This is a genomic window from Allobosea sp. (assembly GCF_048595345.1).
GTDB lineage: Bacteria > Pseudomonadota > Alphaproteobacteria > Rhizobiales > Beijerinckiaceae > Allobosea.
In genome coordinates, this window is sequence record NZ_JBMDWH010000190.1 from 1 (window position 1) to 22128 (window position 22128).

Consider the following 22128-nt stretch of genomic DNA (forward strand, 5'->3'; position numbering starts at 1 on the left):
ATTGGCGATGCCCGTGAAACGCACCGGCCGGTTGTTGAACGCGGCCAGCACGGAGAGCGTCGGCACCGCATCCTGCATCTGAGAGCCGTCGATCGTCTCCGGCAGGTTCGGATAGCGCGCGATCAGCTCATAGGCCTTCGCATCGGGCTGGGTGAAGGCCTCGGCCGGCACGCCCAGATCGATCGCGCCGCCGGTCAGAACCTCCGCCGCCCACAGATAGGTCGCCGCCGAGGCATCGGGCTCGATCACGAAATCGGTGGCATGGTAGCCTGTCGGCGCGATGGTCCAGCGCGAGGCGCCCCGGCTCTCGACCTGCGCGCCGAAGGCGGCCATCGCGGCGACGGTGAGATCGACATAGCCGCGCGCGCCGATCGCGTCCCCCGCCAGGGCTACGGTCATCGCCTCGCTGCCGCAGGCCCCGAGCATGAGCAGCGCCGAGACATACTGGCTCGAGAGGCCGCCATCGATCTCGACCGTGCCGCCGGCAAAGCCGCCGCCGCGGATGGTGACGGGCGGGCAGCCCGTCTCGGTGGACGCATCGACGCCGAGCCGCTGGAGCGCCTCGACCAGCGGCTGGATCGGGCGCTTGCGCATATGCGCATCGCCGTCGACCACGACCGTTCCCTCGACCAGCGCCGCCGCTGCCGTCAGGAACCGGGTCGCGGTGCCGGCATTGCCCAGGAAAAGCGGGGCCTGCGGCGCATGCAGCCGGCCGTCGCCGGTGACGACGAAGCTGGTGTCGTCGGGCTCCGAGACGGTGACGCCCATCGCCCGCAGCGCCTGCGCCATATAGAGCGTGTCGTCGCTCTTCAGCGCGCCGGTCAGCCGACTGGTGCCCTTGGCCAGCGCGGCCAGCAACAGCGCCCGGTTGGTGATGGATTTCGACCCGGGCGGCATCACGCGCCCGCGCAGCGGCTCCCGAGGCGGGATGATGGTCAGGGCCTTGAGAGGAGTGTCGGTCATCCTGCGAGCCTCGTCAGGAACGGGAACGAGGGGGCGCGGCCGGGCGGCAAAGGTGCATCACAGCCCGCGACCCTCGTCCATGGCCGCACGCATCCGGCCGATGGCGGCGTCCAATCCGGTGAAGATCGCCTCGCCGATCAGGAAATGCCCGATGTTGAATTCGACAAACTCCGGCACGCCGGCAAGTCGGCGCGCGCTGTCGAAATCGAGCCCATGACCGGCATGGACCTCGAGTCCAAGGGCGGCCGCATGGGCAGCGCCGCGGGCCAGCCGGGCAAACTGCGCCTCCGCAGCGTCAGTCTCGCCATGGGTGAGCGCCTCGCACCAGCTGCCGGTGTGCAGCTCGACGACCGGCGCGCCGAGCTCCGCCGCCATCGCGATCGGCGCCTCGTCGGGCTCGATGAAGAGGGATACGCGGCAGCCGGCCGCCTTCAGCCGGGCGATTTTCGGCACCAGCTGGTCGCGCTGGCCCACGACGTCGAGGCCCCCTTCGGTCGTCCGTTCCTCGCGCTTTTCCGGTACGAGGCAGGCCGCATGCGGCTTCAGACGTTCGGCCAATGCGATCATCTCCTCCGTCGCGCCCATCTCGAAATTGAGCGGCCGCGTGAGTTCGCGGGCAAGCCGCTCCATATCCGCGTCGCGAATATGGCGGCGATCCTCGCGCAGATGGGCGGTAATGCCGTCGGCACCGGCCGCCACGGCGAGTTGTGCGGCCCGCACCGGATCGGGCGCCGCACCGCCCCGCGCGTTCCGCACGGTGGCGACGTGATCGATATTGACGCCCAGGCGCAGCCGCTCGGCCATGTCACTTCTCCGGGGGCGCAGGCTGAAGCGAGCCGGCCCAGTTCGATATGGGGCCGGTCATAGACCAAGCCGGGCCCCCGGCTCAATCGCCCCTGAGCTCATGGCAGCCCATCCGGAATCTGGATATGACGTAAGGGAATGACGGCCATGCCGTGTGACACGTCTTGACGATTTGCTAACCCCGATCGCAGCGGAATGCTCGGATCAAAGCAATCGTAACCGCTCTTCTGTGAGATCGGCTGCGCCTTTTCAAAATGGGAACAGCGATGCAGCTTGCTGTCAACGCGGGCAATTTCGTCGCCGATGTCGTCAATGACAGGCGATCCTCCGAGCAGCCGCCGGACCGCGTCATCGGCCGTGTCATCGGCTGCGACGGCTCGCGCGCCACGATTCTCAGCACGGTCTCGATCGGCAACTGGCTGGCATCGGACGCCTGGTCGATCGGCAAGCTGGTTTCGATCAATCTCGGCCGCACCCGCATCGTCGCGCTGGTCTACAAGGTGCACGCGGTGCAGACCGCCTGGAACGATGAAGCCGAGAACGCCATCCGCATCGAGGTCGAGTTCCTGGGAGAAGTGGTCGAGCGGCCGCATGCTCCCACGCGATTCCAGAGCGGCATCAGCGAATACCCGCCGATCGGCGCCATCGCCCACCGCATCCGCGCCGCCGATCTGGCGATGGTCTACGATCTCGGCGGCCGCAAGGGCGTTGTGATCGGCCAGATCACGCAGGATGCGAGCATCGATGCGATGGTCGATGTCGAGGGAATGCTCTCGCGCCATTTCGCCGTGCTGGGCACCACCGGCGTCGGCAAATCGAGCGCGGTCTCCCTGCTCCTGCGCAAGGCGGTCTCGGTGCGGCCGCGGCTGCGCGTGCTTATTCTCGACCCGCATAACGAATATGCCAGCGCCTTTCCCGATCTGGCGCTGACGATCGATGGCGACGCGCTCGACCTGCCGGTCTGGATGTTCAAGCAGGACGAACTGGCCGACGTCGTCTTCCGCGGCCGGGCGGCGCTGGATGACGAGCCTGATATCCTGCGCGAGGCCGTGACGCAGGCGCGGGCCCGTTACCGGGCTCCCGTCGCCGGCGATCTGGCGCGTGATCTCGGGTCCTCTCTCCTGAAGCGCCCGCTCGATGGAGGTGGCCCGCGCGCCGCCAGCGCCGATACCGGCACGGCCAATCAGGGACAGGATTCGACGACGCCGTTCCGCTTGAAGGATGTATTCGCCGCCATCGACGAGATGATCGGCCTGCACGAGCAGCGTTGGCCGCGTCACGCCCTGCGCTCCCTGCGGGTGCGGCTCGAGGCGCTGCATGCCGATCCGCGCTATCGGTTCATGTTCGGCCGCGCCGCCATGCACGAATCCATGGCGCCGATCCTCGGCCAGATCTTCCGCGTGCCGCTGCATGGCCGCCCGATCACCGCCTTCCAGCTCGGCGGCCTGCCGGGCGAGGTGGTCAACGCCGTGGCCTCGGTGCTCTCGCGCCTTGCCTTCGACATCGCGGTGGCGAGCCAGGGCGCGATGGAGGTCTTGGTGCTCTGCGAGGAGGCGCATCGCTACGTGCCGAGCGACCCCAAACTCGGCTTTGCCCCGACGCGCCAGGCGATCGCGCGGATCGCCAAGGAGGGCCGTAAATACGGCTGCTATCTCGGCGTGGTGACGCAGCGGCCGGGCGAACTCGACCCGACGATCCTGTCGCAATGCTCGACGATCTTCGCCATGCGCCTCGCCAACGAAAAGGACCAGCAGATCATTCGCTCGGCGATCTCGGACGCTTCTGCGAGCACGATCGCCTTCCTGGCCGCGATCGGCAACCGCGAGGCGATCGCCTTCGGCGAGGGCGTCGCGACCACGATGCGCATGCGCTTCTCCGCGCTGCAGCCGCACGAACTCCCGGCCATGGGCAGCCGCAAGGCGGTCGAGGACGGGCCGCGCTTCGAGCCGACGCTGGACGATCTGGTGCGGCGCATCCGCGCCTGACGAGGCGCTCCGCCCCGCGATATTCTTGCATTGGAAGCGCCGAGGCTGTATGGCCCTGCGCAATCCATTTCCCTGCATCGCCGAGATCGGAAGGAGCCGCCATGGCTCGCGTTACCGTTGAAGACTGCATCGACAAGGTCGAGAACCGCTTCGAACTCGTCCTGCTCGCCAGCCATCGCGCCCGCATGATCGGGTCCGGCTCGCAGATCCTCGTCAACCGCGACAACGACAAGAACCCCGTCGTGGCACTGCGCGAGATCGCCGACGAGAAGCTCAAGCCCGAGGATCTGAAGGAAGATCTGATCCACTCGCTGCAGAAGCATGTCGAGGTGGACGAGCCCGAGCCGGAAACCGTGCCGCTGCTCGCCAACCCGGCCAGCACCGCCGCCGCCGGCGGCTCGGACAGCGAGGTCCAGTTCGATCGCATGAGCGAGGAAGACCTGCTGCGTGGCCTCGACGGCCTCGTGCCGCCGACCCAGAGCGCCGACGACGAGGATTGATCGCCCGGCCCGCGGGCCTTCGCGCTTCCTTCACTTTACGACGCTAAAGCCCGGCATCGCCGGGCTTTTTCATGTCGGGCCTCCGCGAAACGCCTTGCCGCCGCCCGATCCGGCGCCGATAATCCCTTCTTTGCGTGATCTGACGGATGAGGCTGGGCCCGCATGGGCATGATGCGGCAATACGAGCTCGTTGACCGGGTCAGGAGCTATAATCCCAATACCGACGAAGACCTGCTGAACCGGGCCTATGTCTACGCCATGCGGGCGCATGGAACGCAGAAGCGCGCCTCCGGTGACCCGTTTTTCGCCCATCCACTCGAAGTCGCGGCGATCCTGACCGATCTCAAGCTCGACGACGCCACCATCGTCGCCGCCGTTCTGCACGACACGGTGGAGGACACGGCGGCGACGCTGGAGGAGATCGAGAATCTCTTCGGCGCGGAGATTCGCCGGCTGGTCGACGGGCTCACCAAGATCAAGAAGCTCGATCTCGTCTCCAAGAAGGCGGCGCAGGGCGAGAATTTCCGCAAGCTCCTGCTTGCCATCGTCGATGACATCCGCGTGCTGCTGGTGAAGCTCGCCGACCGGCTGCACAACATGCGCACCCTGCATTTCGTGCCGCCGGAAAAGCGGCTGCGCATCGCCGAGGAGACGCTGGAGATCTACGCCCCGCTCGCGGGCCGCATGGGCATGCAGGAGCTGCGCGAGGAGCTGGAAGAGCTGGCCTTCCGCCATATCAAGCCGGAAGCGCACGAGACCGTCACCAAGCGGCTTGAGGAGGTGACGGAGCGGGAGGGAGCCGTGATCGGCGCGATCGAACTCGATCTGCGCGAGAAGCTCGCCGCCCGCGGGATCGCGGCGGACGTGTCCGGCCGGCGAAAGCGCCCCTATTCGATTTGGAAGAAGATGGAGCGCAAATCCGTCTCTTTCGAGCAGCTGTCCGACATCTTCGGCTTCCGCGTCATCGTCGAGGAGCCTGAGGATTGCTACCGCGTGCTCGGCATCGTCCACATGACCTGGCCGATGGTCCCCGGCCGCTACAAGGACTACATCTCGACGCCCAAGCAGAACGATTACCGCTCGATCCACACGACAGTGGTCGGCCCCGGCCATAGCCGCGTGGAACTGCAGATCCGCACCGATGCGATGGACCGCATCGCCGAATACGGCATCGCCGCCCATGCACATTACAAGGACGGCAAGCCGGGCGAGCCGATCCTGCTCTCCGACGAGAGTCGCGCCTATCAATGGCTTCGCCGCACGGTCGACCTGCTGGCCGAGGGCGACAGCCCCGAGGAATTCCTGGAGCACACCAAGCTCGAGCTCTTCCACGACCAGGTCTTCTGCTTCACGCCAAAAGGCCGGCTCATCGCCCTGCCGCGCGGGGCCACGCCGATCGACTTCGCCTATGCCGTTCACACCGATGTCGGCAACAGCGCGGTCGGCGCCAAGATCAACGGGCGCATCGCGCCGCTGCTGACCGAATTGCAGAACGGCGACGAGGTCGAGATCACCCGCGCCGAGGGGCAGGCGCCGCCCGCCGCCTGGGACTCGCTGGTGGTGACCGGCAAGGCGAGGGCCGCGATCCGGCGCGCCACCCGCGCCGCCGTCCGCCGGCAATATGCCGGGCTCGGACGCCAGATTCTGGAGCGCGCCTTCTCCCGGGCGGAGCGCGTCTTCACCGACGACAAGCTGAAGGCGGCGCTGAAGCGCCTCGCCCGCAATACGGTGGACGACGTGCTCGCCGCCGTGGGGCGCGGCGAGATGTATTCCGGCGACGTGGTCCGCGCCGTTTATCCGGACATGGAGCCGGAAAAGCGCGCCGCCGGCGGCGAGCCGCGCCCGGCCGGGGCCGCGCCCGGCAAGGGTTGGTTCGAACTGGGCACCGGCGACAACCTGAAATTCAAGCTGCCCGGCGAGCCCGGCACCGATGCCATCCCGATCCGCGGCCTCGGCCGCGACCTGCCCGTGCGCTTCTCGCCGGAGGGCGGCGCCGTGCCCGGCGATCGCATCGTCGGCATTCTCGCACCGGGCGAGGGGGTGACGATCTATCCGATCCAGTCGCCCGCGCTCGCCGCCTTCGACAACGAGCCCGATCGCTGGCTCGATGTGCGCTGGGATCTGGACGACAAGGTGCCGCAGCGCTTCCCGGCACGGATCGCGTTGAAATCGCTGAACGAGCCCGGCTCGCTTGCGCAGGTGACGACCACCATCGCCGAGCATGACGGCAATATCGACGCCGTCCACATGCACCGGCCGAATCCGGACTTCACCGACGTCACCATCGACCTCAGCGTCTGGGACCTGAAGCACCTCTCCGCGATCATCAGCGAATTGCGCGAGAAGCGGCAGATCAGCCGGGTGGAGCGCGTGCTGGGATAACCGGGCGTGGAATGGACCGACGAGGGCACGATCATCGGCCTGAAGGCTCACGGCGAAAGTGCCGTGATCCTGGAGGTGATGACGCGCGATCACGGCCGGCATCTTGGGCGCGTCCGTGGCGGGCGCTCGCAGAAGGCGCAGCCGGCGCTGCAGCCTGGCAATGCCGTTTCGCTGGTCTGGCGGGCGCGACTCGACGAGCATCTCGGGGAATACAAGGTGGAGTTGCTGACCTCGCATGCGGCGCGGCTGATGGCGGCGCCCGTCGCGCTCTATGGGCTCGGCACCTTGGCCGGGCTGCTGCGGCTGCTGCCCGAGCGCGACCCCCATCCCGGGCTCTATGAGGGCCTCGCGCTGCTGGTCTCCCATCTCGACGAGCCGGCCTTGGCGCCGGCGCTGATCGTGCGGTTCGAGCTGGCGATGCTGGGCGAACTCGGCTTCGGGCTCGATCTCACCCGCTGCGCCGCGACCGGCTCCACCGACGAGCTCAGCCATGTCTCGCCCAAATCCGGCAAGGCGGTCAGCCGCCCGGCCGCACAGCCCTATCTCGACCGATTGCTGACGCTGCCGGCCTTCTTGTCCGAAGGGCAGGGCGGCCGCGCGCCCTCCGCCGCCGACATTCTCGCCGGCTTCGCCCTGACCGGCTTCTTCCTGCGCCGCCACATTTGGGAGCCGCGAGGCCTGCGCGAACCGCCGGAGCGGGAGCGGCTGATCGAGCTTGCCGGCCGAAGCAGCGAATCATCCACCGCTTGATCGCGTTTCCGGCGCTGCGACATTTGCGCGAGCAGGGTCGCAGCGGCATCGTTCTGGCGGGGCGATTCGCGCTGTGCCATAGAAGCCGCGCGAATTCGGGCAACAGGGCTGATGTAGAATGGGCAAACCGGTCGATCCGCCGCCGGAGGACGAATCCGAGCGCATCGATCTGAAATCGGCGCTCGAGGAGCGCTATCTCGCCTATGCGCTTTCGACCATCAGGCACCGGGCCCTGCCGGATGCGCGCGACGGGTTGAAGCCCGTCCACCGCCGCATCCTGCACGCGATGCGGCTGCTCCGGCTCGATCCCGGCCAGGTCCACAAGAAATGCGCCCGCATCGTCGGCGACGTGATCGGCAAGTTCCACCCGCATGGCGACCAGTCGGTCTACGATGCGCTGGTGCGCCTCGCGCAGGATTTCGCCCAGCGCTATCCGCTCGTCGACGGACAGGGCAATTTCGGCAATATCGACGGCGATAACGCCGCCGCCTATCGCTACACCGAAGCGCGCATGACCGAGGTCGCGCGCCTGCTGCTCGACGGCATCGACGAGGACGCGGTCGATTTCCGCGAAACCTATAATGGCGAGGACGAGGAGCCCGTCGTGCTTCCCGCCGCCTTCCCGAACCTGCTCGCCAATGGCTCTCAGGGGATCGCGGTCGGCATGGCGACCTCCATCCCGCCGCACAACGCCGCCGAACTCTGCGACGCCGCGCTCTATCTGATCCAGCACCCGGACACGCCCTCCGAGAAGCTGATGACCTTCGTGCCGGGCCCCGATTTTCCGACCGGCGGCATCATCGTCGAAACCCGCGCCTCGATGGCGGAGACCTACCGCACCGGCCGCGGCGCCTTCCGCACCCGTGCCCGCTGGGTGAAGGAGGATCTGGAGCGCGGTGCCTGGCAGGTCGTCGTGACCGAGATCCCCTACATGGTCTCCAAGGGCCGGCTGATCGAGAAGATCGCCGAGCTGCTCAACGACAAGAAGCTGCCGCTGGTCGCGGATCTGCGCGATGAATCGGCCGAGGACATCCGCATCGTCATCGAGCCGCGGGCCCGCAACGTCGACCCCAACCTGATGATGGAATCGCTCTTCCGGCTCTCCGAGCTGGAAGCGCGCATTCCGATGAACATGAACGTGCTGACCGGCGGGCTGGTGCCGCGCGTGCTGGGCCTTGCCGAGGCGCTTCGCGCTTGGCTGGACCATCGCCGCGAGGTGCTGCAGCGGCGCTCGCGCTTCCGCCTCGGCCAGATCGATAAGCGGCTGGAGATCCTGCGCGGCCTGCTGATCGTCTATCTGGACCTCGACCGGGTGATCAAGATCATCCGCGAGGAGGACGAGCCGAAGCTCGAGCTGATGCGCGTGTTCGAGCTGACCGAGATCCAGGCCAACGCCATCCTCGACACCCGCCTGCGCGCCTTGCGCAAGCTCGAGGAGATGCAGCTCAAGACCGAACTCGACGAGCTCACCAAGGAAAAGGGCCAGATCGAGGAGCTGCTCGCCTCGGAGGCGACGCAGTGGAAGACCATCGCCTGGGACATCCGCCAGGTGAAGAAGGCGTTTGGCCCCGAAACCGCGATCGGCAAGCGCCGCACGACCTTCGCCGACATGCCCGACACCGCCGATATCGACCTGACTCAGGCGATGGTCGAGCGCGAGCCGATCACGGTCGTGATCTCGAAGAAGGGCTGGATCCGCGCGCTCAAGGGCCATGTGCAGGACAAGTCGAGCTTCTCGTTCAAGGGCGACGACGCGCTGCAGACGGCCTTCTTCACCGAGACGACCGCGAAGGTGCTGGTGCTCGCCTCCAACGGCAAGGTCTTCACGCTCGATGCGTCCAAGCTGCCGGGCGGGCGCGGCTTCGGCGATCCGATCCGCCTGATGATCGAGCTGGAGGAGACGGCCGAGATCATCCAGGCCTTCCCCTACAAGCCGGGCATGAAGCTGCTGATGGTGACCACCGAGGGCCGGGGCTTCGTCGTCCCGGCCGACGACGTGGTCGCCAACACCCGCAAGGGGCGCCAGGTACTGAATGTCGACAGCCCCCATGTCGCGCTGCTGGCGACGCCGGCCGAAGGCGACCATGTCGCGATCGTCGGTCAGAACCGCAAGCTGCTCTGCTTCCCGCTCTCGGAGGTCGCGGAGATGGGGCGCGGCAAGGGCGTGCGCCTGCAGCGCTACAAGGATGGCGGCGTCAGCGACGCCAAGACCTTCACCCTCGCCGACGGGCTGACCTGGCTCGACACCTCGGGCCGGACCTGGACCGTGTCGCAGGCCGATCTGCTGGAATGGCTCGGCCATCGCGCCGAAGCCGGCCGCCTGCCGCCCAAGGGCTTTCCCAAGAACAACCGGTTCGGTGGGTGACAGCGGCAGGATCAGGCCCGGGCTTGCCCCGAGCAGGTCGTGGCTGAGCTTTTCGGGACGGTCGTTTCCGGGCCGAGCCCGGAAACCACGCCGGATCAAGGTCTTGCTGGCGAAACCGGAATCAGCCCCGCAACGGCCTGAATCACACTCTCAGCGGATCTGCTGGCCGACGAAGCCGACTTCCAGCCCGACCTTCAGCTTGTCCGTCACCTGCCATTCGACGCCGGCGCGCGCCTCGGGGCGGGCGGCGATCTCGCTGCGGCTGAAGGGGCTGGAGAAGGGTGTCGCGCCGTAGCGCCAGGTCTCGTTGCCCGCGCTCATGCCCACGCTGGTGTAGAGCAGCACATCGGGTGTCGCCAGCACGCCGGCCTTGATCTGGAAGGCACCGACGACGTCGCGGGTATAGGCGACGTTCCCGAAGCTGGGCGTGCCATAGCCGCCGATGGCGGGCGCATAGTCGATCGCACCGACGATACCGTAGACGAAATTGCCCTCGCGCCGCAGCGTCCCCGCTTCGAGCCCGATCGTCGGGCCGGCGCTGGTGCGGATATGCTTGCCGCTGGTGACCTGGAAGCCCGAGGAGATGCGGGCGTAGGAGCCTTCCCATTTCGGCGTCAGAGAGGGCTGGTCCCAGGCGAAGGAGGGCAGGGTGGCAAAGCCGCTCATCGGCAGCAGGCTCTGCGCTCGGGCGGCGCCGCCTGTCAGCAGGCCGCCAGCGCAGATCGCGGCGAAAGCAACCGGAAATCTCACCTTGCAGCCATCCTCGCGCCGATCCGTCCGAGACAGGCTAGCATCAATGGCCGCAAATGTCGCCGATTTATGGCTTCCGGGCTGCGTCAGGCGATCTTGGTGCGCAGCTTCAGGAAGCGCAGCGTGCGGTCCGCCGTCGCGGCGTCGAGCTTTGCATAGGCTTCCAGATCGTCCTCGACCATGTTGTGCGAGAAATAGAGCCGACGCGCCCGCAATTGCAGGATGGCGCGGAAAGCCTGCCGGCCGACGCCAAGCGACCGGCAGGTCACGGCGATGCCGCTGGCATCGCGTTGCATCAGCACGCGCAGCCCCTGCTCGACGGTGATCTCGGCGATCTGCGCCAGAACCTGCGCGAGATGATAGGCGCGGTCCTCTTCGGCGAGCATGGTGAGCACATCGTCCGTCTCGCGCACCTTGGCGGCGAGATCGGCCAGCAGCAGCTTCACCTCGAGGCGCTGCTGGCGCGCCTGCCGGGCCAGCGAGGTGTTCTCTGTCGGCATGCCGCGCGAGGAAGAGCCCCCCTCCGCCAGCTGCTCGACGATGCGCAGCACGCGCTGGGCGCGCTGGGGCGCCAGATCGGAGCGCCGGGCGAGGTTCCCCGCGATGGCGGCATCGCCGTCGCTGCGCTCCAGCAGCCGGTCGAAGCCCTTGTCCGAAAACGCCGCGCCCTCGTTCGAACTCACGGTGGAGAGAACGGTATGGTCGCCGCGCTCGACGAGAATGTCGGTCACGCTTTCCGAAAGGCGCGCCCGCTCGGCAATGGCCGCCAGGTGCTGCTGCGACTGGCTGACCGCGATGGCGGCGAGGTCGGTATCGGTGAGGACCGGCGAGAGCCGCAGCACGAGCTGGGCGACCTCGGCATTGGAATCGCCGCCGAGCGAGACCGCGACATTACGCGGCAGTGTCGGCGCGCTGGCGACCCGATCGGCGTAGCCCTTGCGGTCGTCATCGCTGAGATGGGCCAGCGAGGTCACCGCGATATTGCCGTAATGCTCCTTGCTCGCCTCGTTCGGGTCGTGGTCGAGCAGGAACAGGTCGGTCACCGCATTGAGCAGCTGACGGCGCGAATCCGACGACATGTCGGCCTGCATCCGGGTCAGGTTGCGCAGCATGATGGTCCCCAGGCGATAAGCTCCGCGAACCTTGGCCGATCTCGGCTTGATTTACTCTTAAGGCAGCGGCACCGACCCCCGGCACCGCCAAGTCCCCGCCTGCTTGGTTAATTTTCTCCGCTGCCGACTGAAGAGCGGCCGTCGAACCGTTCCCAGCCCTGCGGCATCAGCCGCTCCTGCGGCAGGAAGCGTGATTTGTAGTCCATCTTCGGCGAGCCCTCGACCCAATAGCCGAGATAGACGTAAGGCAGCCCCAGCCGCCGGGCCCGCTCGATATGGTCCAGCACCATGAAGGTGCCCAGGGACCGCGACTCCAGCCCGGGATCATAGACGGAATAGACCATGGAGAGGCCGTCATTGAGCGTGTCGGTCAGCGCCATGGCGAAGAGGTCGCCCTGTCCGCGCCCGGTGAACCCCGAATCGGGGCCGCGCCGGCGGTATTCGATCAGGCTCGTCTCGACATGGCTGTCCTCGATCATCATCGCGAAATCGAGCGCCGACATCGTCGCCATGCCGCCATCGGGATGGCGAATGTCGAGATAGGAACGAAAGAGCGAATAATGCTCGGATTTGGGCTGGTTCGGCCGCAACTCGCCGATGAGGTCGTGGTTATGGGCCAGCACCTTGCGGAAGCCGCGCGAGAGCCGGAAGCCTTCCACCGGCACGCGCACCGAGACGCAGGCCCGGCAGGTCTCGCAGGCCGGCCGGTAGGCGATGCTCTGGGAACGGCGAAACCCGCCCTGCGAGAGCACATTGTTGAGGTCCGGCGCGCGCGGGCCGACCAGATGCGTGAAGACCTTCCGCTCCTCTCGCCCCGGCAGATAGGGGCAGGCGGTCGGGGAGGTGAGGTAGAATTGCGGGGCGTCCCGCAATGGGCGCGTCACGTCGACGGACTCCGGCACAGCTGCGCCGCGGCACTGTAGCACTCGCCGCGGCGCCAACAAGCGTGGCGATGAGTCTTCGCTCAGGGCCCGCCCGTCAGGCCCTGACGACGACGAGCCCGGTCAGCAGATCATGGCCGAGGCGCCGGTCCGAGCGGAACAGGCCGCAGCCGATGTCGAGCAGCCAGAGCGCCACCGTGCCGGCCGCGACATAGAAGAACAGCGCGTGCACCGCCGCGACGATGCCGTCGGGGCGGCCGCCGGTCGCGGTCTCGACCTTCAGACCCGCCACGCGCATGCCCCAGGTGGACTGCTTGCGCCCGCCGATCGTCAGCGCCGCATAGCCGAGCGCCGTCGCCACCGTCGCGGCCGGGATCAGGAACCAGGTCGCGCCGAACGTGACGACGCCCAGCACGAGCAGAAGGAAGAAAACCAGCCAGCCGAGGAAGAACAGCACGACGATGTCGATGATCCAGGCGAAGAGCCGCGAGCCGAGCACGCCGCTGGTGTTCTGGTAGGGGCGCACATCCAGGGCCGAAATGGGCTGCTGGGGAGCGCCGAAGCGCGTGTCGCTCATCGAATGATCATCTCCGTGGCGCCGCGAAAGTGCGGCCGCACCGACAATGTTTGATCAGAGGGACGGTTCCGCAAGGCCGCGTGGCAGAATGCGGCGCGGCGCGAAGCCGTTTTCCGCCAGCGCCTGCTCGATCGCGCGCGAATGCGCCTCCCCGCGGGTCTCCACCGTCACGTCCAGCGTCACGCCCTTGGCCGGCACGTCGAGGAACAGCCGGCCATGACTGACCTCGAGAATATTGGCGCCCTCGCTGCCCAGCAGGCTCGCGACCTTGCCCAGCAGCCCCGGCCGGTCGCTGGTGGTGAGGCGAAAGGCGATGATCCGGTCCTCCCGCTCCAGCTCGCGCACCATGATGGCGGCCAGCAGGCGCGTGTCGATGTTGCCGCCGCACAGAACGAGCCCGACCTTGCGCCCGGCATAGCGCCCCGGCTCCTTCAGCATGGCGGCGAGGCCGGCCGCGCCGGCGCCCTCCGCCAGCGTGTGCTGGAGGCAGGCATAGGCGTTCACCGCCCGCTCGATGAGATCCTCGCCGACGAGCACGATGTCGGAGACGAGGGCCGCGACGATCGGCAGCGTCATCCGCCCCACCGTCTTCACGGCGATGCCTTCGGCCAGCGTGGCGCCGCCGATCGTCCGGTCCTCTCCCCGGATGGCGTTCGAGAAGGATGCATAGAGCTCCGCCTCGACGCCGATCAGCTCGATGCCCGGCTTGACCGCCTTGGCCGCGACGGCGTTGCCCGCCATCAGCCCGCCCCCGCCGAGCGGGATGATCAGCACGTCGAGATCGGGCGCATCGGCGAGCATTTCGCGCGCCGCCGTGCCCTGGCCGGCCATCACCGCCGCATCGTCATAGGGGTGGACGAAGACCAGACCCTCGCTGCCGGCGATCTCATGCGCCCTCTGCGCCGATTCGGAGAGCGTCTCGCCATGCAGGACCACCCGCGCACCATGGGCCCGGGTGTTCTCCACCTTCACCAGCGGTGTCGTCTCCGGCATCACGATAGTGGCGGGGATGCCGAAGCGGCTGGCGTGATAGGCGACGGCCTGGGCATGATTGCCCGCCGACATCGCGATCACGCCTCTGGCGCGTTCCTCATCGCTCAGCGTCAGCAGCTTGTTGACCGCGCCGCGCTCCTTGAAGGAGGCCGTGGCCTGCATGTTCTCGTGCTTCACCAGCACCGTGGCGCCGGTCAATTCCGACAGGCGCGGCGCGGGCACAAGCGGCGTGCGCAGCACATGGCCCTCGATCCGCCGGGCGGCGGCATCGATATCCTCGGGCGTGATCGCCAAGCTTTCGGCGGTGGGACGGGGCAGGGTGTCGTGCATGCCGTCAAGCTGGGGTCAAACCTGGCGCGGCGTCAATTCGCGATCGCCGAAGAAGCCGCCCGGCCGCCAGATCAGCACGATCGCCAGCAGCAGATAGACCGCCAGATCCCGCTGCTCGATCGGAAAGGCGGCCGACCATCCGGCTTCGAACAGCGCGATCACGAGACCTCCCAGCGCAGCCCCCGGCACCGAGCCGATGCCGCCCAGAACGGCCCCGACCAGAGCCTTGAGCCCGAACGAGAAGCCGCCGGCGAAGCCCATGCCGCCATAGATCACCGTGACCACGACACCCGCCACGCCGCAGAGCGCGCAGGCGAGAATCACCGCGATGTCGCGCACGGCGCGCGCATCCACGCCGTACAATGCGGCGGTCCGGGCATCCTGCGCCACCGCCCGCCACGCCCGCCCATAGGCGCTGTGCCGGATCGCCAGCACGAGCAGCAGGGCGCAGCCGAGCCCCAGCGCCGCCAGCCCCGTCGCAACCGGATTCAGTGTCACGACGAAGCCGCCCGACCGCGCCAGGGGAACCGGGGTGTTGAACACCGGCGGCAGCCAGCGCAATTGCGGGCCCTGCATCAGGCGCAGATATTCGGACAGCCCGATCGCGAGGCCGATCGTGGCGATCACCACCTGTTGGCCGCTCGCGCCCTCCAGCCGCCTCAGCACCGCCCGGCCGAGGACGAAGCCGTGCAGCGCGCAGACCAGGATCGCCACGGCGAAGGCCGCGACGAGCGCCGAGAGCGGGGTCGAGAGCGAGAGCGACAGCAGAGCCGCGACCCCGACCACGGAAGCGAGCGCCCCCAGCGCCGCGAATTCGCCGAAACACAGGACGATCCGCCCGGTCAGCCCGTAGACCAGAGCATAGGCCGCCGCGAGCAGTGTATAGATCGCGGCCGAGGGCAGGGCGCTCAATCCCTGCTGCAGCCCGTAAGCGGCCATCGGCGAAAGGACGGGCAGCTCGGAATGGGGGCTGAAAGCGGGATCCGGCGGCGGCTCCGCCCGATCCTCCAGATAGAAGCGACGCAGGAAGTAGAAGCTCGCCTCGGGGATCGGCCGCCCATCCGAGGCGATGCCGATCAGCCTTGGCCTACCGAGTCCGCTCTCCTGCGCGCCGAACAGGCAGTCGATGCTGCGTTGCCGGGCGATGCCGCTGCCGATCTGGACGAGGTAGTAGATCCGCAGCGCCCGCGGAAACGGGCCCTGGGCGACGCGCTCGATCTCGATGGCGGCGCCGTCCTGGTTGAGCGGCGGGATCGCCTGCCGGCAGATCCGCGTCTGGTCGGTGTCGAAATCGCTCCCGCAGCCGCCGAGGGCGGCGAGCATGAGAGCCAGGACAGGCAGCAGGAGACGGCGCATGGGCCTTGGCAGCCTACCGCCGCAGGCGAGGCTTTGGAACCTGCGGGGGGGCGGGCTCAGCCCTGCGCTCTGGGCTGTGCGCCCGCCACGCGCTCGGCTTCGCGCAAGCCGGCCTCACGCTCTGCGATATAGTCGCGCGTCAGCGGCACCGCCTCCTGGCGTTTCACGAGCTGGAGCTGGAACACGACGACGTCCTGATATTCGAAAGCCGTCTGGCTCATCGCCAGATAGAACTCCCACATCAGGCAGAAGCGTTCGTCATAGAGCGCCAGCGCCTCGTCCCGCTGGGCCATGAAACGCTCGCGCCAGTGCTGCAGCGTCTTGGCGTAATGAAGCCGCAGCACCTCGATGTCGGTGACGATGAGCCCGGCCTTCTCGATCGCCGGCAGCATCTCGGACAGCGAAGGCAGGTACCCGCCCGGAAAGATGTAGCGGTTGAGCCAGGGATTGGGATGGTTCGGCCCGTCCGAGCAGCCGATCGTGTGCAGCAGCATCACGCCGTTCTCGTCGAGCAGCCGGTGGCAGGTCTCGAAATAGGTCTGGAAGAAACGTGCCCCGATATGCTCGAACATGCCGACGGAGACGATGCGGTCGAAGCGGCCCTGGACATCGCGATAATCCTGAAGGCCGAAACCCACGCGCTCTGCCAGGCCCGCCTCGGCAGCGCGCCGCTGGGCGACCTCCAGCTGCTCCTTCGAGAGGGTGACGCCATAGGCTTCGCGCACGCCGGCGGTCCGCGTGAGATAAAGGCACATCCCGCCCCAGCCGCAGCCGATATCGAGCACGCGGTGATGCGGTTCGACCGCGAGCTTGGCGACGATGTGGCGCTTCTTGGCGAGCTGGGCCTCGTCGAGCGACTGGTCCGGCCGCTCGAAATAGGCGCAGGAATATTGCCAGTCCGCATCGAGGAACAGGGCGTAGAGCCGGTCGTCGAGATCATAGTGATGCGCCACGTTGCTGCGCGAGCGGCCCTTCGTGTTCAGCGTCGTGAGATGGCGCATCAGGTAACGGCCCTGATCGAGCAGGCGCTCCCACCACGGCGCCGCCTGGCCGCGCGCACCGGCCAGCACGAGGGCGAGAAAATCGTAGATCGTGCCCTGCTCGACGATCAGCCGGCGGTTCATGAACAACTCGCCGAGCTGCATCTCCGGGTCGGCGACCAGGCCGAAGACGGCGCGGTTGTCGGTGAGGCGTATCGCGACGGGCGTGCCCGTGCCGTCGCCGCAGAGGAAGCTGGAGCCGTCAGGCAGGGTAACGCGCAGGCTGCCGCGCTCGACGAGCTGCGACAGGATCGCTCGCAGGAGCCGTTCCATCGATGTGACCTCGCGCCCCGCCCGCAACCCGGGCGAACCCGCATGTCCGCCGAGGGCCGAGGCTGGCCGCATCCAGAGCCGGTGCCGCCGGTCGCTTCCGGTCTAGACGGTTGTCGCGGAAAATGGAACGCAATGTCGTGCGACGAACTGATCGTGGTGAATTCGGCGCGACGCGACACGCGGCAAAGCGGACATGAGAACCATGAGGTCCTTCGGCATCGCGATCCTGACTGCCGGCCAGCTACTGTGCGGTTCGGTCTGAGCCGCTGCCAAGACGCAGACCATCGTGCTGATCCGCCATGCGGAGAAGCCGCCCGGCGGGGAGGGGCGGCTCGATTGCAGTGGCCTCAACCGCGCTGCCGCATTGCCCGCGGTCATCATCCGCGAGTTCGGCCGCCCCGACGCGATCTTCGCGCCCGACCCGGGTGGCCTGAAGAAGGACGATGGTGTGAAGTATCATTACCGGCGCCCTCTTCAGACCGTTGAGCCGCTGGCGAAGAGCCTGAACATCCAAGTCGATACGCGCTTCCGTTACAAGCAGATCGACCCGCTCGAGCAGGCGCTGGCGGCGCCCGCGCTGGCCGGCGGGACGGTCCTAGTCGCCTGGGAACACAAGCAGCTCGTGAAGCTCGCCCGCGGCCTTCTGCGCGACAATGGGGGCGACGAGACCGGCGTCCCGCGCTGGCGAGGTGATGATTTCGACAGCATCTTCATCGTCAGGATCACCCGCGCCGATGGTCGCGCGAACGCTGTCTTCGAGAAGCGCCGCCAGGGGCTCAATGGGCAACCCGCGAACTGTCCGACCGGTTCCGGCTGATCCCGCCGCTGCGGCGATTCACGGCTTTGACAGCCCGGTCCCCCATGATAGGGACGCCGCGACGGGCCGCGAGCCGCGAGCCTTTCCACTAGGAGCCGGACATGACCGAAGCCGCGCTGGACAAGCACCTCTCGAACGCCTTCTTCGGCGCCTCCCTGGGCGATGTCGATCCCGAGATCGCCCGCTCCATCGAGCTCGAGCTCGGTCGCCAGCGCGACGAGATCGAACTCATCGCCTCGGAGAACATCGTCTCGCGCGCCGTGCTGGAAGCGCAGGGCTCGGTCATGACCAACAAATACGCCGAGGGCTATCCCGGCCGGCGGTATTATGGCGGCTGCCAGTTCGTCGATCTCGCAGAGAAGCTTGCGATCGAGCGCGCCTGCCGCCTGTTCGGCTGCTCCTTCGCCAATGTGCAGCCCAATTCCGGCAGCCAGGCCAATCAGGGCGTGTTCATGGCGCTGATGCAGCCCGGCGACACCTTCATGGGCCTCGATCTCGCCGCGGGCGGGCATCTGACCCACGGCGCCCCGGTCAACCAGTCGGGCAAGTGGTTCAACGTCGTGTCCTACGGCGTCTGCGTCGCCGACCAGCTGATCGACTACGACGCGCTGGAGCGCCTCGCCGTCGAGAACAAGCCCAAGGTCATCGTCGCCGGCGGCTCGGCCTATGCCCGCCACTGGGATTTCGCCCGCTTCCGCGAGATCTGCGACAAGGTCGGCGCCTATCTCCTGGTCGACATGGCCCATTTCGCGGGGCTCGTCGCGGGCGGCGCGCATCCCTCGCCGTTCCCGCACGCCCATGTCGCGACCACGACCACGCACAAGACCCTGCGCGGCCCGCGCGGCGGCATGATCCTGACCAATGACGAAGCGCTGGCCAAGAAGTTCAACTCGGCGATCTTCCCCGGCATCCAGGGCGGCCCGCTGATGCATGTCATCGCCGCCAAGGCCGTCGCCTTCCAGGAGGCCTTGCAGCCGCAGTTCAAGACCTATGCCCATGCCGTCGTGGCCAACGCCAAGGCGCTGGCCGAGACGCTGAAGTCGAAGGGCTTCGACCTCGTGACCGGCGGCACCGACAACCATCTGATGCTGGTGGATTTGCGTTCCAAGAAGCTGACCGGCAAGGCGGCGGAAGCCGCGCTCGGCCGCGCCCACATCACCTGCAACAAGAACGGCATTCCCTTCGACCCCGAAAAGCCGATGACGACCTCGGGCGTCCGCCTAGGCACGCCAGCGGCCACCTCGCGCGGCTTCGGTATCGCCGAATTCAAGCAGGTCGGCGAGCTGATCGCGGAAGTGCTGGACGGCCTCGCCGCCCATGGCGAGGAGGGCAACGCCGCGAACGAGCAGGCCGTGACCGCCAAGGTCAAGGCGCTGACGGGGCGCTTCCCGATCTATTGAGCGCGCTTTCGAGGGTGGTGAGAAAGGCTGGCGAAGCGGCATGCGCTGTCCCTATTGCGGCTCCCTCGACACGCAGGTGAAGGATTCCAGGCCGACCGAGGATTCGGCCTCGATCCGCCGTCGCCGCGTCTGCCCCGATTGCGGCGGCCGCTTCACCACCTTCGAGCGGGTGCAGCTGCGCGAACTGACGGTGGTGAAGCGCTCGGGCCGTCGCACGCCCTTCGACCGGGACAAGCTCGAGACCTCGATCGCACACGCCCTGCGCAAGCGCCCGGTGGCGCCGGAGCGAACCGAGCGCATGGTCAACGGCATCGTCAGGCAACTCGAAAGCTCGGGTGAGGCGGAGATCGCCAGTTCCACCATCGGCGAACTGGTGATGGAGGGGCTGAAGGGCCTCGACGACGTCGCCTATGTCCGCTTCGCCTCGGTCTATAAGAACTTCCGCGAAGCGAAGGATTTCGAGGAGCTGCTCGGCCAGCTCGGCGCCGTGGAGGAGGGCGCCGGCTCGGCGCCGACCGGCAGCGATGACTGACCAGGACGCGGTCGACCGGCATTTCATGGCCGAGGCGCTGCGCCACGGCGCCACCCATCTGGGAGCGACCTGGCCCAACCCCTCGGTCGGCGCCATCGTCACCCGCGAGACGGAAACGGGCCCGGTGATCGTCGGCCGCGGCGTGACGCAGCCAGGCGGCCGGCCCCATGGCGAGGCTCAGGCCTTCGCCGAGGCGGGCACTGCCGCGATGGGCGGGACGCTCTATGTCACGCTCGAGCCCTGCTCGCATCGCTCGGTGCGTGGCGGCATCCCTTGCGTCGAACACACCATCCTCTCCGGCGTCCGTCGCGTCGTCTCGGCGATGGCCGATCCCAACCCCTTCATCGCCGGCCTCGGCCATGCGCTGCTGCGCTCGGCGGGGCTGGAGGTCGTCACCGGCGTGATGGAGGAGGAAGCGCAGCGCGCCCATCGCGGCCATGTGCTGCGCATCACGCAGGGCCGGCCGATGGTCACCTTCAAGATCGCCCGCACGGCGGACGGCTATGCCGGCGGCCCCGGCGGGACGCCGATCAAGGTGTCGTCGGACGAAGCGATGCTCTGGGTCCATCGGCAGCGCGCGCATCATGACGCGATCATGCTCGGCATCGGGTCGGTGCTGGCGGATGATCCGCAGCTCACGGTCCGCATTCCCGGGCTGGAGGCGCGCTCGCCGGTGCGCGTGATCCTGGACAGCCATCTCAAGCTGCCGCCCGGCTCGCGGCTGGCGCGCACGGCCCGGCAGGTGCCTGTCTGGGTGATCGCCGCCGAGACCGCGCCCATCGAGCCGGAACTCGCTCTGGTCGATGCCGGCGTCGAGGTGATGCGCGTCGCCGCCGGTGCCGACGGCCATCTCGATCTCGCGGCGGCGCTGACGCTGCTCGGCACGCGCGGCATCACCCGCGTCTTCTCGGAGGGCGGGCCTCGCATCGGGGAGAAGCTGGCGCTCGCCGGCCTTGCCGACGAAATCGTCGTCTCGACCTCGGCTCGGGCCCTGGGGGAGACGGGCATCGTCGCCGTTCGGCCCGACCTTGCGCGGATGCTGGCCAGCCCCGATCTCTATCGCCTTGCGGAGACCGAGCTGATCGGCGACGACCGCTTCGAGCATTTCGTGAGGAGAGGCTGATGTTCACCGGCATCGTCACCGCCATCGGCGAGATCGTGGAGGCGCAGCGCAAGGGGCCGAACCTGAAGCGCCTCGCCATCGCCTGCCCCTATGAGCCGAAGGGCATCGAGCTTGGTGCCTCGATCGCCTGCGCCGGCGTCTGCCTCACCGTCACGGCGCTGCGCGACCGGACCGATGGCGGGCCGGGCTGCGTCTTCCAGGTCGAGGCCGCGGCCGAGACCCTGGCCAAGACCAGCGTCGCCAACTGGGAGCCCGGCACGCGGATCAATCTCGAGCGCTCGCTGAAGGTGGGCGACGAACTCGGCGGCCATCTCGTCACCGGCCATGTCGACGGCATCGCCACCATCGTCCGCATCGAGCCGATCGCGCCCGATCCGGACGAGCCCTGGGGCGCGACGGCGCGCTTCTTCCTGCGCGCGCCGCAGGAGCTGATGCGCTTCGTCGCGACGAAAGGCTCGGTATGCCTCGACGGCACCTCGCTCACGGTCAACGGCGTCGAGGGCGACGTTTTCACCGTGCTGCTGATCCCGCATTCGCTGGCGGTGACGACCTGGGGCGACCGCAAGGAGGGCGATCCGATCCATCTGGAGGTCGATCTGATGGCCCGCTACGCCGCGCGGCTTGCGGAGGCGCGTCCGCAGGGGTAGATCGTCGCCCTTATCACGATCCGCGCCGTCATCCCGGGCGACCGCAGGGCGACCCGGGATCCATGCCTGAGCGTCCCCGGTGAAGTTCAGGCATGGATCCCGGCTCTGCGCTTTCGCTCCGGCCGGGATGACGGCGCGATCGACTCCGCGTTAAATCGACTGCTCGATCTAAGGACAAGAACCATGGCCGGACCCCGGCAGATCTCGGCCGACGAGGCCGCAACTCCCGCGCTCGACATCGAGGGCGCGCGCGTGCTCGTGGTCGAGGCGCGCTTCTACGACAAGCTGGCCGATGAACTGCTGGCCGGGGCCACCGCCGTACTGGAGAAGGCCGGCTGCCGCGTCGATGTCGTCACCGTGCCCGGCGCGCTGGAGATTCCGGCGACCATCGTCATCGGGTTGCGCGCCGCCGACGAGTCGGTCGATCCCTACGAGGCCGTGGTCGCGCTCGGGACGGTCATCCGCGGCGAGACCGGCCATTACGATATCGTCGCCGGCGAAAGCTCGCGCGCGCTGATGGATCTGTCGGTCGCCTTCGCCCTGCCGCT

Annotated in this window: 20 protein-coding genes; 11 read left to right on the plus strand and 9 right to left on the minus strand. The window is 68.0% G+C overall.

What is annotated here, in order from left to right; translation table 11 throughout:
- Together ACOJTB_RS16800 and ACOJTB_RS16805 are read right to left on the minus strand one after the other, a co-directional pair.
- Positions 1–963 (minus strand): 3-phosphoshikimate 1-carboxyvinyltransferase (locus ACOJTB_RS16800; protein WP_420103671.1); only part of this gene is annotated, 963 nt, incomplete at its 3' end.
- Between the two features lie 57 nt (positions 964–1020).
- Positions 1021–1767, minus strand: coding sequence for a pyridoxine 5'-phosphate synthase (locus ACOJTB_RS16805; protein ID WP_420103672.1), 747 nt, complete (start codon positions 1765–1767; stop codon positions 1021–1023).
- A 266-nt stretch (positions 1768–2033) separates the two neighbouring features.
- On the opposite strand from ACOJTB_RS16805, the gene ACOJTB_RS16810 reads away from it, so the two are divergent.
- The 5 genes from ACOJTB_RS16810 (at position 2034) to parC (ending at position 9749) form a co-directional block, all read left to right on the plus strand.
- A complete protein-coding gene (locus tag ACOJTB_RS16810; protein WP_420103673.1) occupies positions 2034–3752 on the plus strand; it encodes an ATP-binding protein in 1719 nt (572 codons plus the stop codon).
- Between the two features lie 101 nt (positions 3753–3853).
- Positions 3854–4252 carry a DNA-directed RNA polymerase subunit omega gene (gene rpoZ, locus ACOJTB_RS16815; protein WP_420103674.1) on the plus strand — a complete coding sequence of 133 codons (399 nt, stop codon included), beginning with the start codon at positions 3854–3856 and terminating at the stop codon, positions 4250–4252.
- Between the two features lie 168 nt (positions 4253–4420).
- Complete coding sequence (locus ACOJTB_RS16820) at positions 4421–6634, plus strand: RelA/SpoT family protein (RefSeq protein WP_420103690.1); 2214 nt, start codon at positions 4421–4423, stop codon at positions 6632–6634.
- Positions 6635–6640: 6 nt separating this feature from the next.
- On the plus strand, positions 6641–7384 hold the full coding sequence (gene recO / locus ACOJTB_RS16825) for a DNA repair protein RecO (RefSeq protein WP_420103675.1): 744 nt from the start codon (positions 6641–6643) through the stop codon (positions 7382–7384).
- A 118-nt stretch (positions 7385–7502) separates the two neighbouring features.
- Positions 7503–9749 (plus strand): DNA topoisomerase IV subunit A, encoded by a 2247-nt coding sequence (parC, locus tag ACOJTB_RS16830; protein WP_420103676.1) that lies wholly within the window; start codon positions 7503–7505, stop codon positions 9747–9749.
- 150 nt (positions 9750–9899) lie between these two features.
- On the opposite strand, the gene ACOJTB_RS16835 is transcribed toward parC, so the two are convergent.
- From ACOJTB_RS16835 to ACOJTB_RS16865, 7 genes are all read right to left on the minus strand, one after another.
- Positions 9900–10499: a hypothetical protein gene (locus tag ACOJTB_RS16835; RefSeq protein WP_420103677.1), complete on the minus strand. Its 600-nt coding sequence runs from the start codon at positions 10497–10499 to the stop codon at positions 9900–9902.
- Positions 10500–10585: 86 nt separating this feature from the next.
- Positions 10586–11611: a DUF2336 domain-containing protein gene (locus ACOJTB_RS16840; RefSeq protein ID WP_420103678.1), complete on the minus strand. Its 1026-nt coding sequence runs from the start codon at positions 11609–11611 to the stop codon at positions 10586–10588.
- Positions 11612–11718: 107 nt separating this feature from the next.
- Entirely contained in the window at positions 11719–12495 is a 777-nt protein-coding gene (locus tag ACOJTB_RS16845; RefSeq protein ID WP_420103679.1) for an arginyltransferase, read from the minus strand.
- A gap of 94 nt (positions 12496–12589) precedes the next feature.
- Complete coding sequence (locus tag ACOJTB_RS16850) at positions 12590–13069, minus strand: RDD family protein (RefSeq protein WP_420103680.1); 480 nt, start codon at positions 13067–13069, stop codon at positions 12590–12592.
- Between the two features lie 54 nt (positions 13070–13123).
- Entirely contained in the window at positions 13124–14392 is a 1269-nt protein-coding gene (locus ACOJTB_RS16855) for a threonine ammonia-lyase (protein ID WP_420103681.1), read from the minus strand.
- A gap of 15 nt (positions 14393–14407) precedes the next feature.
- Positions 14408–15748 carry a branched-chain amino acid ABC transporter permease gene (locus tag ACOJTB_RS16860; protein ID WP_420103682.1) on the minus strand — a complete coding sequence of 447 codons (1341 nt, stop codon included), beginning with the start codon at positions 15746–15748 and terminating at the stop codon, positions 14408–14410.
- A 56-nt stretch (positions 15749–15804) separates the two neighbouring features.
- Positions 15805–17061, minus strand: a complete 1257-nt coding sequence (locus tag ACOJTB_RS16865; protein WP_420103683.1) for a class I SAM-dependent methyltransferase — start codon at positions 17059–17061, stop codon at positions 15805–15807.
- Positions 17062–17347: 286 nt separating this feature from the next.
- On the opposite strand from ACOJTB_RS16865, the gene ACOJTB_RS16870 reads away from it, so the two are divergent.
- From ACOJTB_RS16870 to ACOJTB_RS16895, 6 genes are all read left to right on the plus strand, one after another.
- Positions 17348–17878: a hypothetical protein gene (locus tag ACOJTB_RS16870; RefSeq protein WP_420103684.1), complete on the plus strand. Its 531-nt coding sequence runs from the start codon at positions 17348–17350 to the stop codon at positions 17876–17878.
- Positions 17879–17979: 101 nt separating this feature from the next.
- On the plus strand, positions 17980–19278 hold the full coding sequence (gene glyA, locus ACOJTB_RS16875) for a serine hydroxymethyltransferase (RefSeq protein WP_420103685.1): 1299 nt from the start codon (positions 17980–17982) through the stop codon (positions 19276–19278).
- 40 nt (positions 19279–19318) lie between these two features.
- The gene (gene nrdR / locus ACOJTB_RS16880) at positions 19319–19810 is read left to right on the plus strand and encodes a transcriptional regulator NrdR (RefSeq protein ID WP_420103686.1); all 492 of its coding nucleotides are present in this window, start codon (positions 19319–19321) and stop codon (positions 19808–19810) included.
- Positions 19803–20933, plus strand: coding sequence for a bifunctional diaminohydroxyphosphoribosylaminopyrimidine deaminase/5-amino-6-(5-phosphoribosylamino)uracil reductase RibD (ribD, locus tag ACOJTB_RS16885; RefSeq protein WP_420103687.1), 1131 nt, complete (start codon positions 19803–19805; stop codon positions 20931–20933). The genes nrdR and ribD overlap by 8 nt, the downstream gene beginning before the upstream one ends.
- Positions 20933–21580, plus strand: a complete 648-nt coding sequence (locus ACOJTB_RS16890; protein ID WP_420103688.1) for a riboflavin synthase — start codon at positions 20933–20935, stop codon at positions 21578–21580. Before ribD ends, ACOJTB_RS16890 begins: the two co-directional genes overlap by 1 nt.
- 183 nt (positions 21581–21763) lie before the next feature.
- The coding region (locus ACOJTB_RS16895; RefSeq protein WP_420103689.1) for a 6,7-dimethyl-8-ribityllumazine synthase at positions 21764–22128 on the plus strand (365 nt) is incomplete at its 3' end.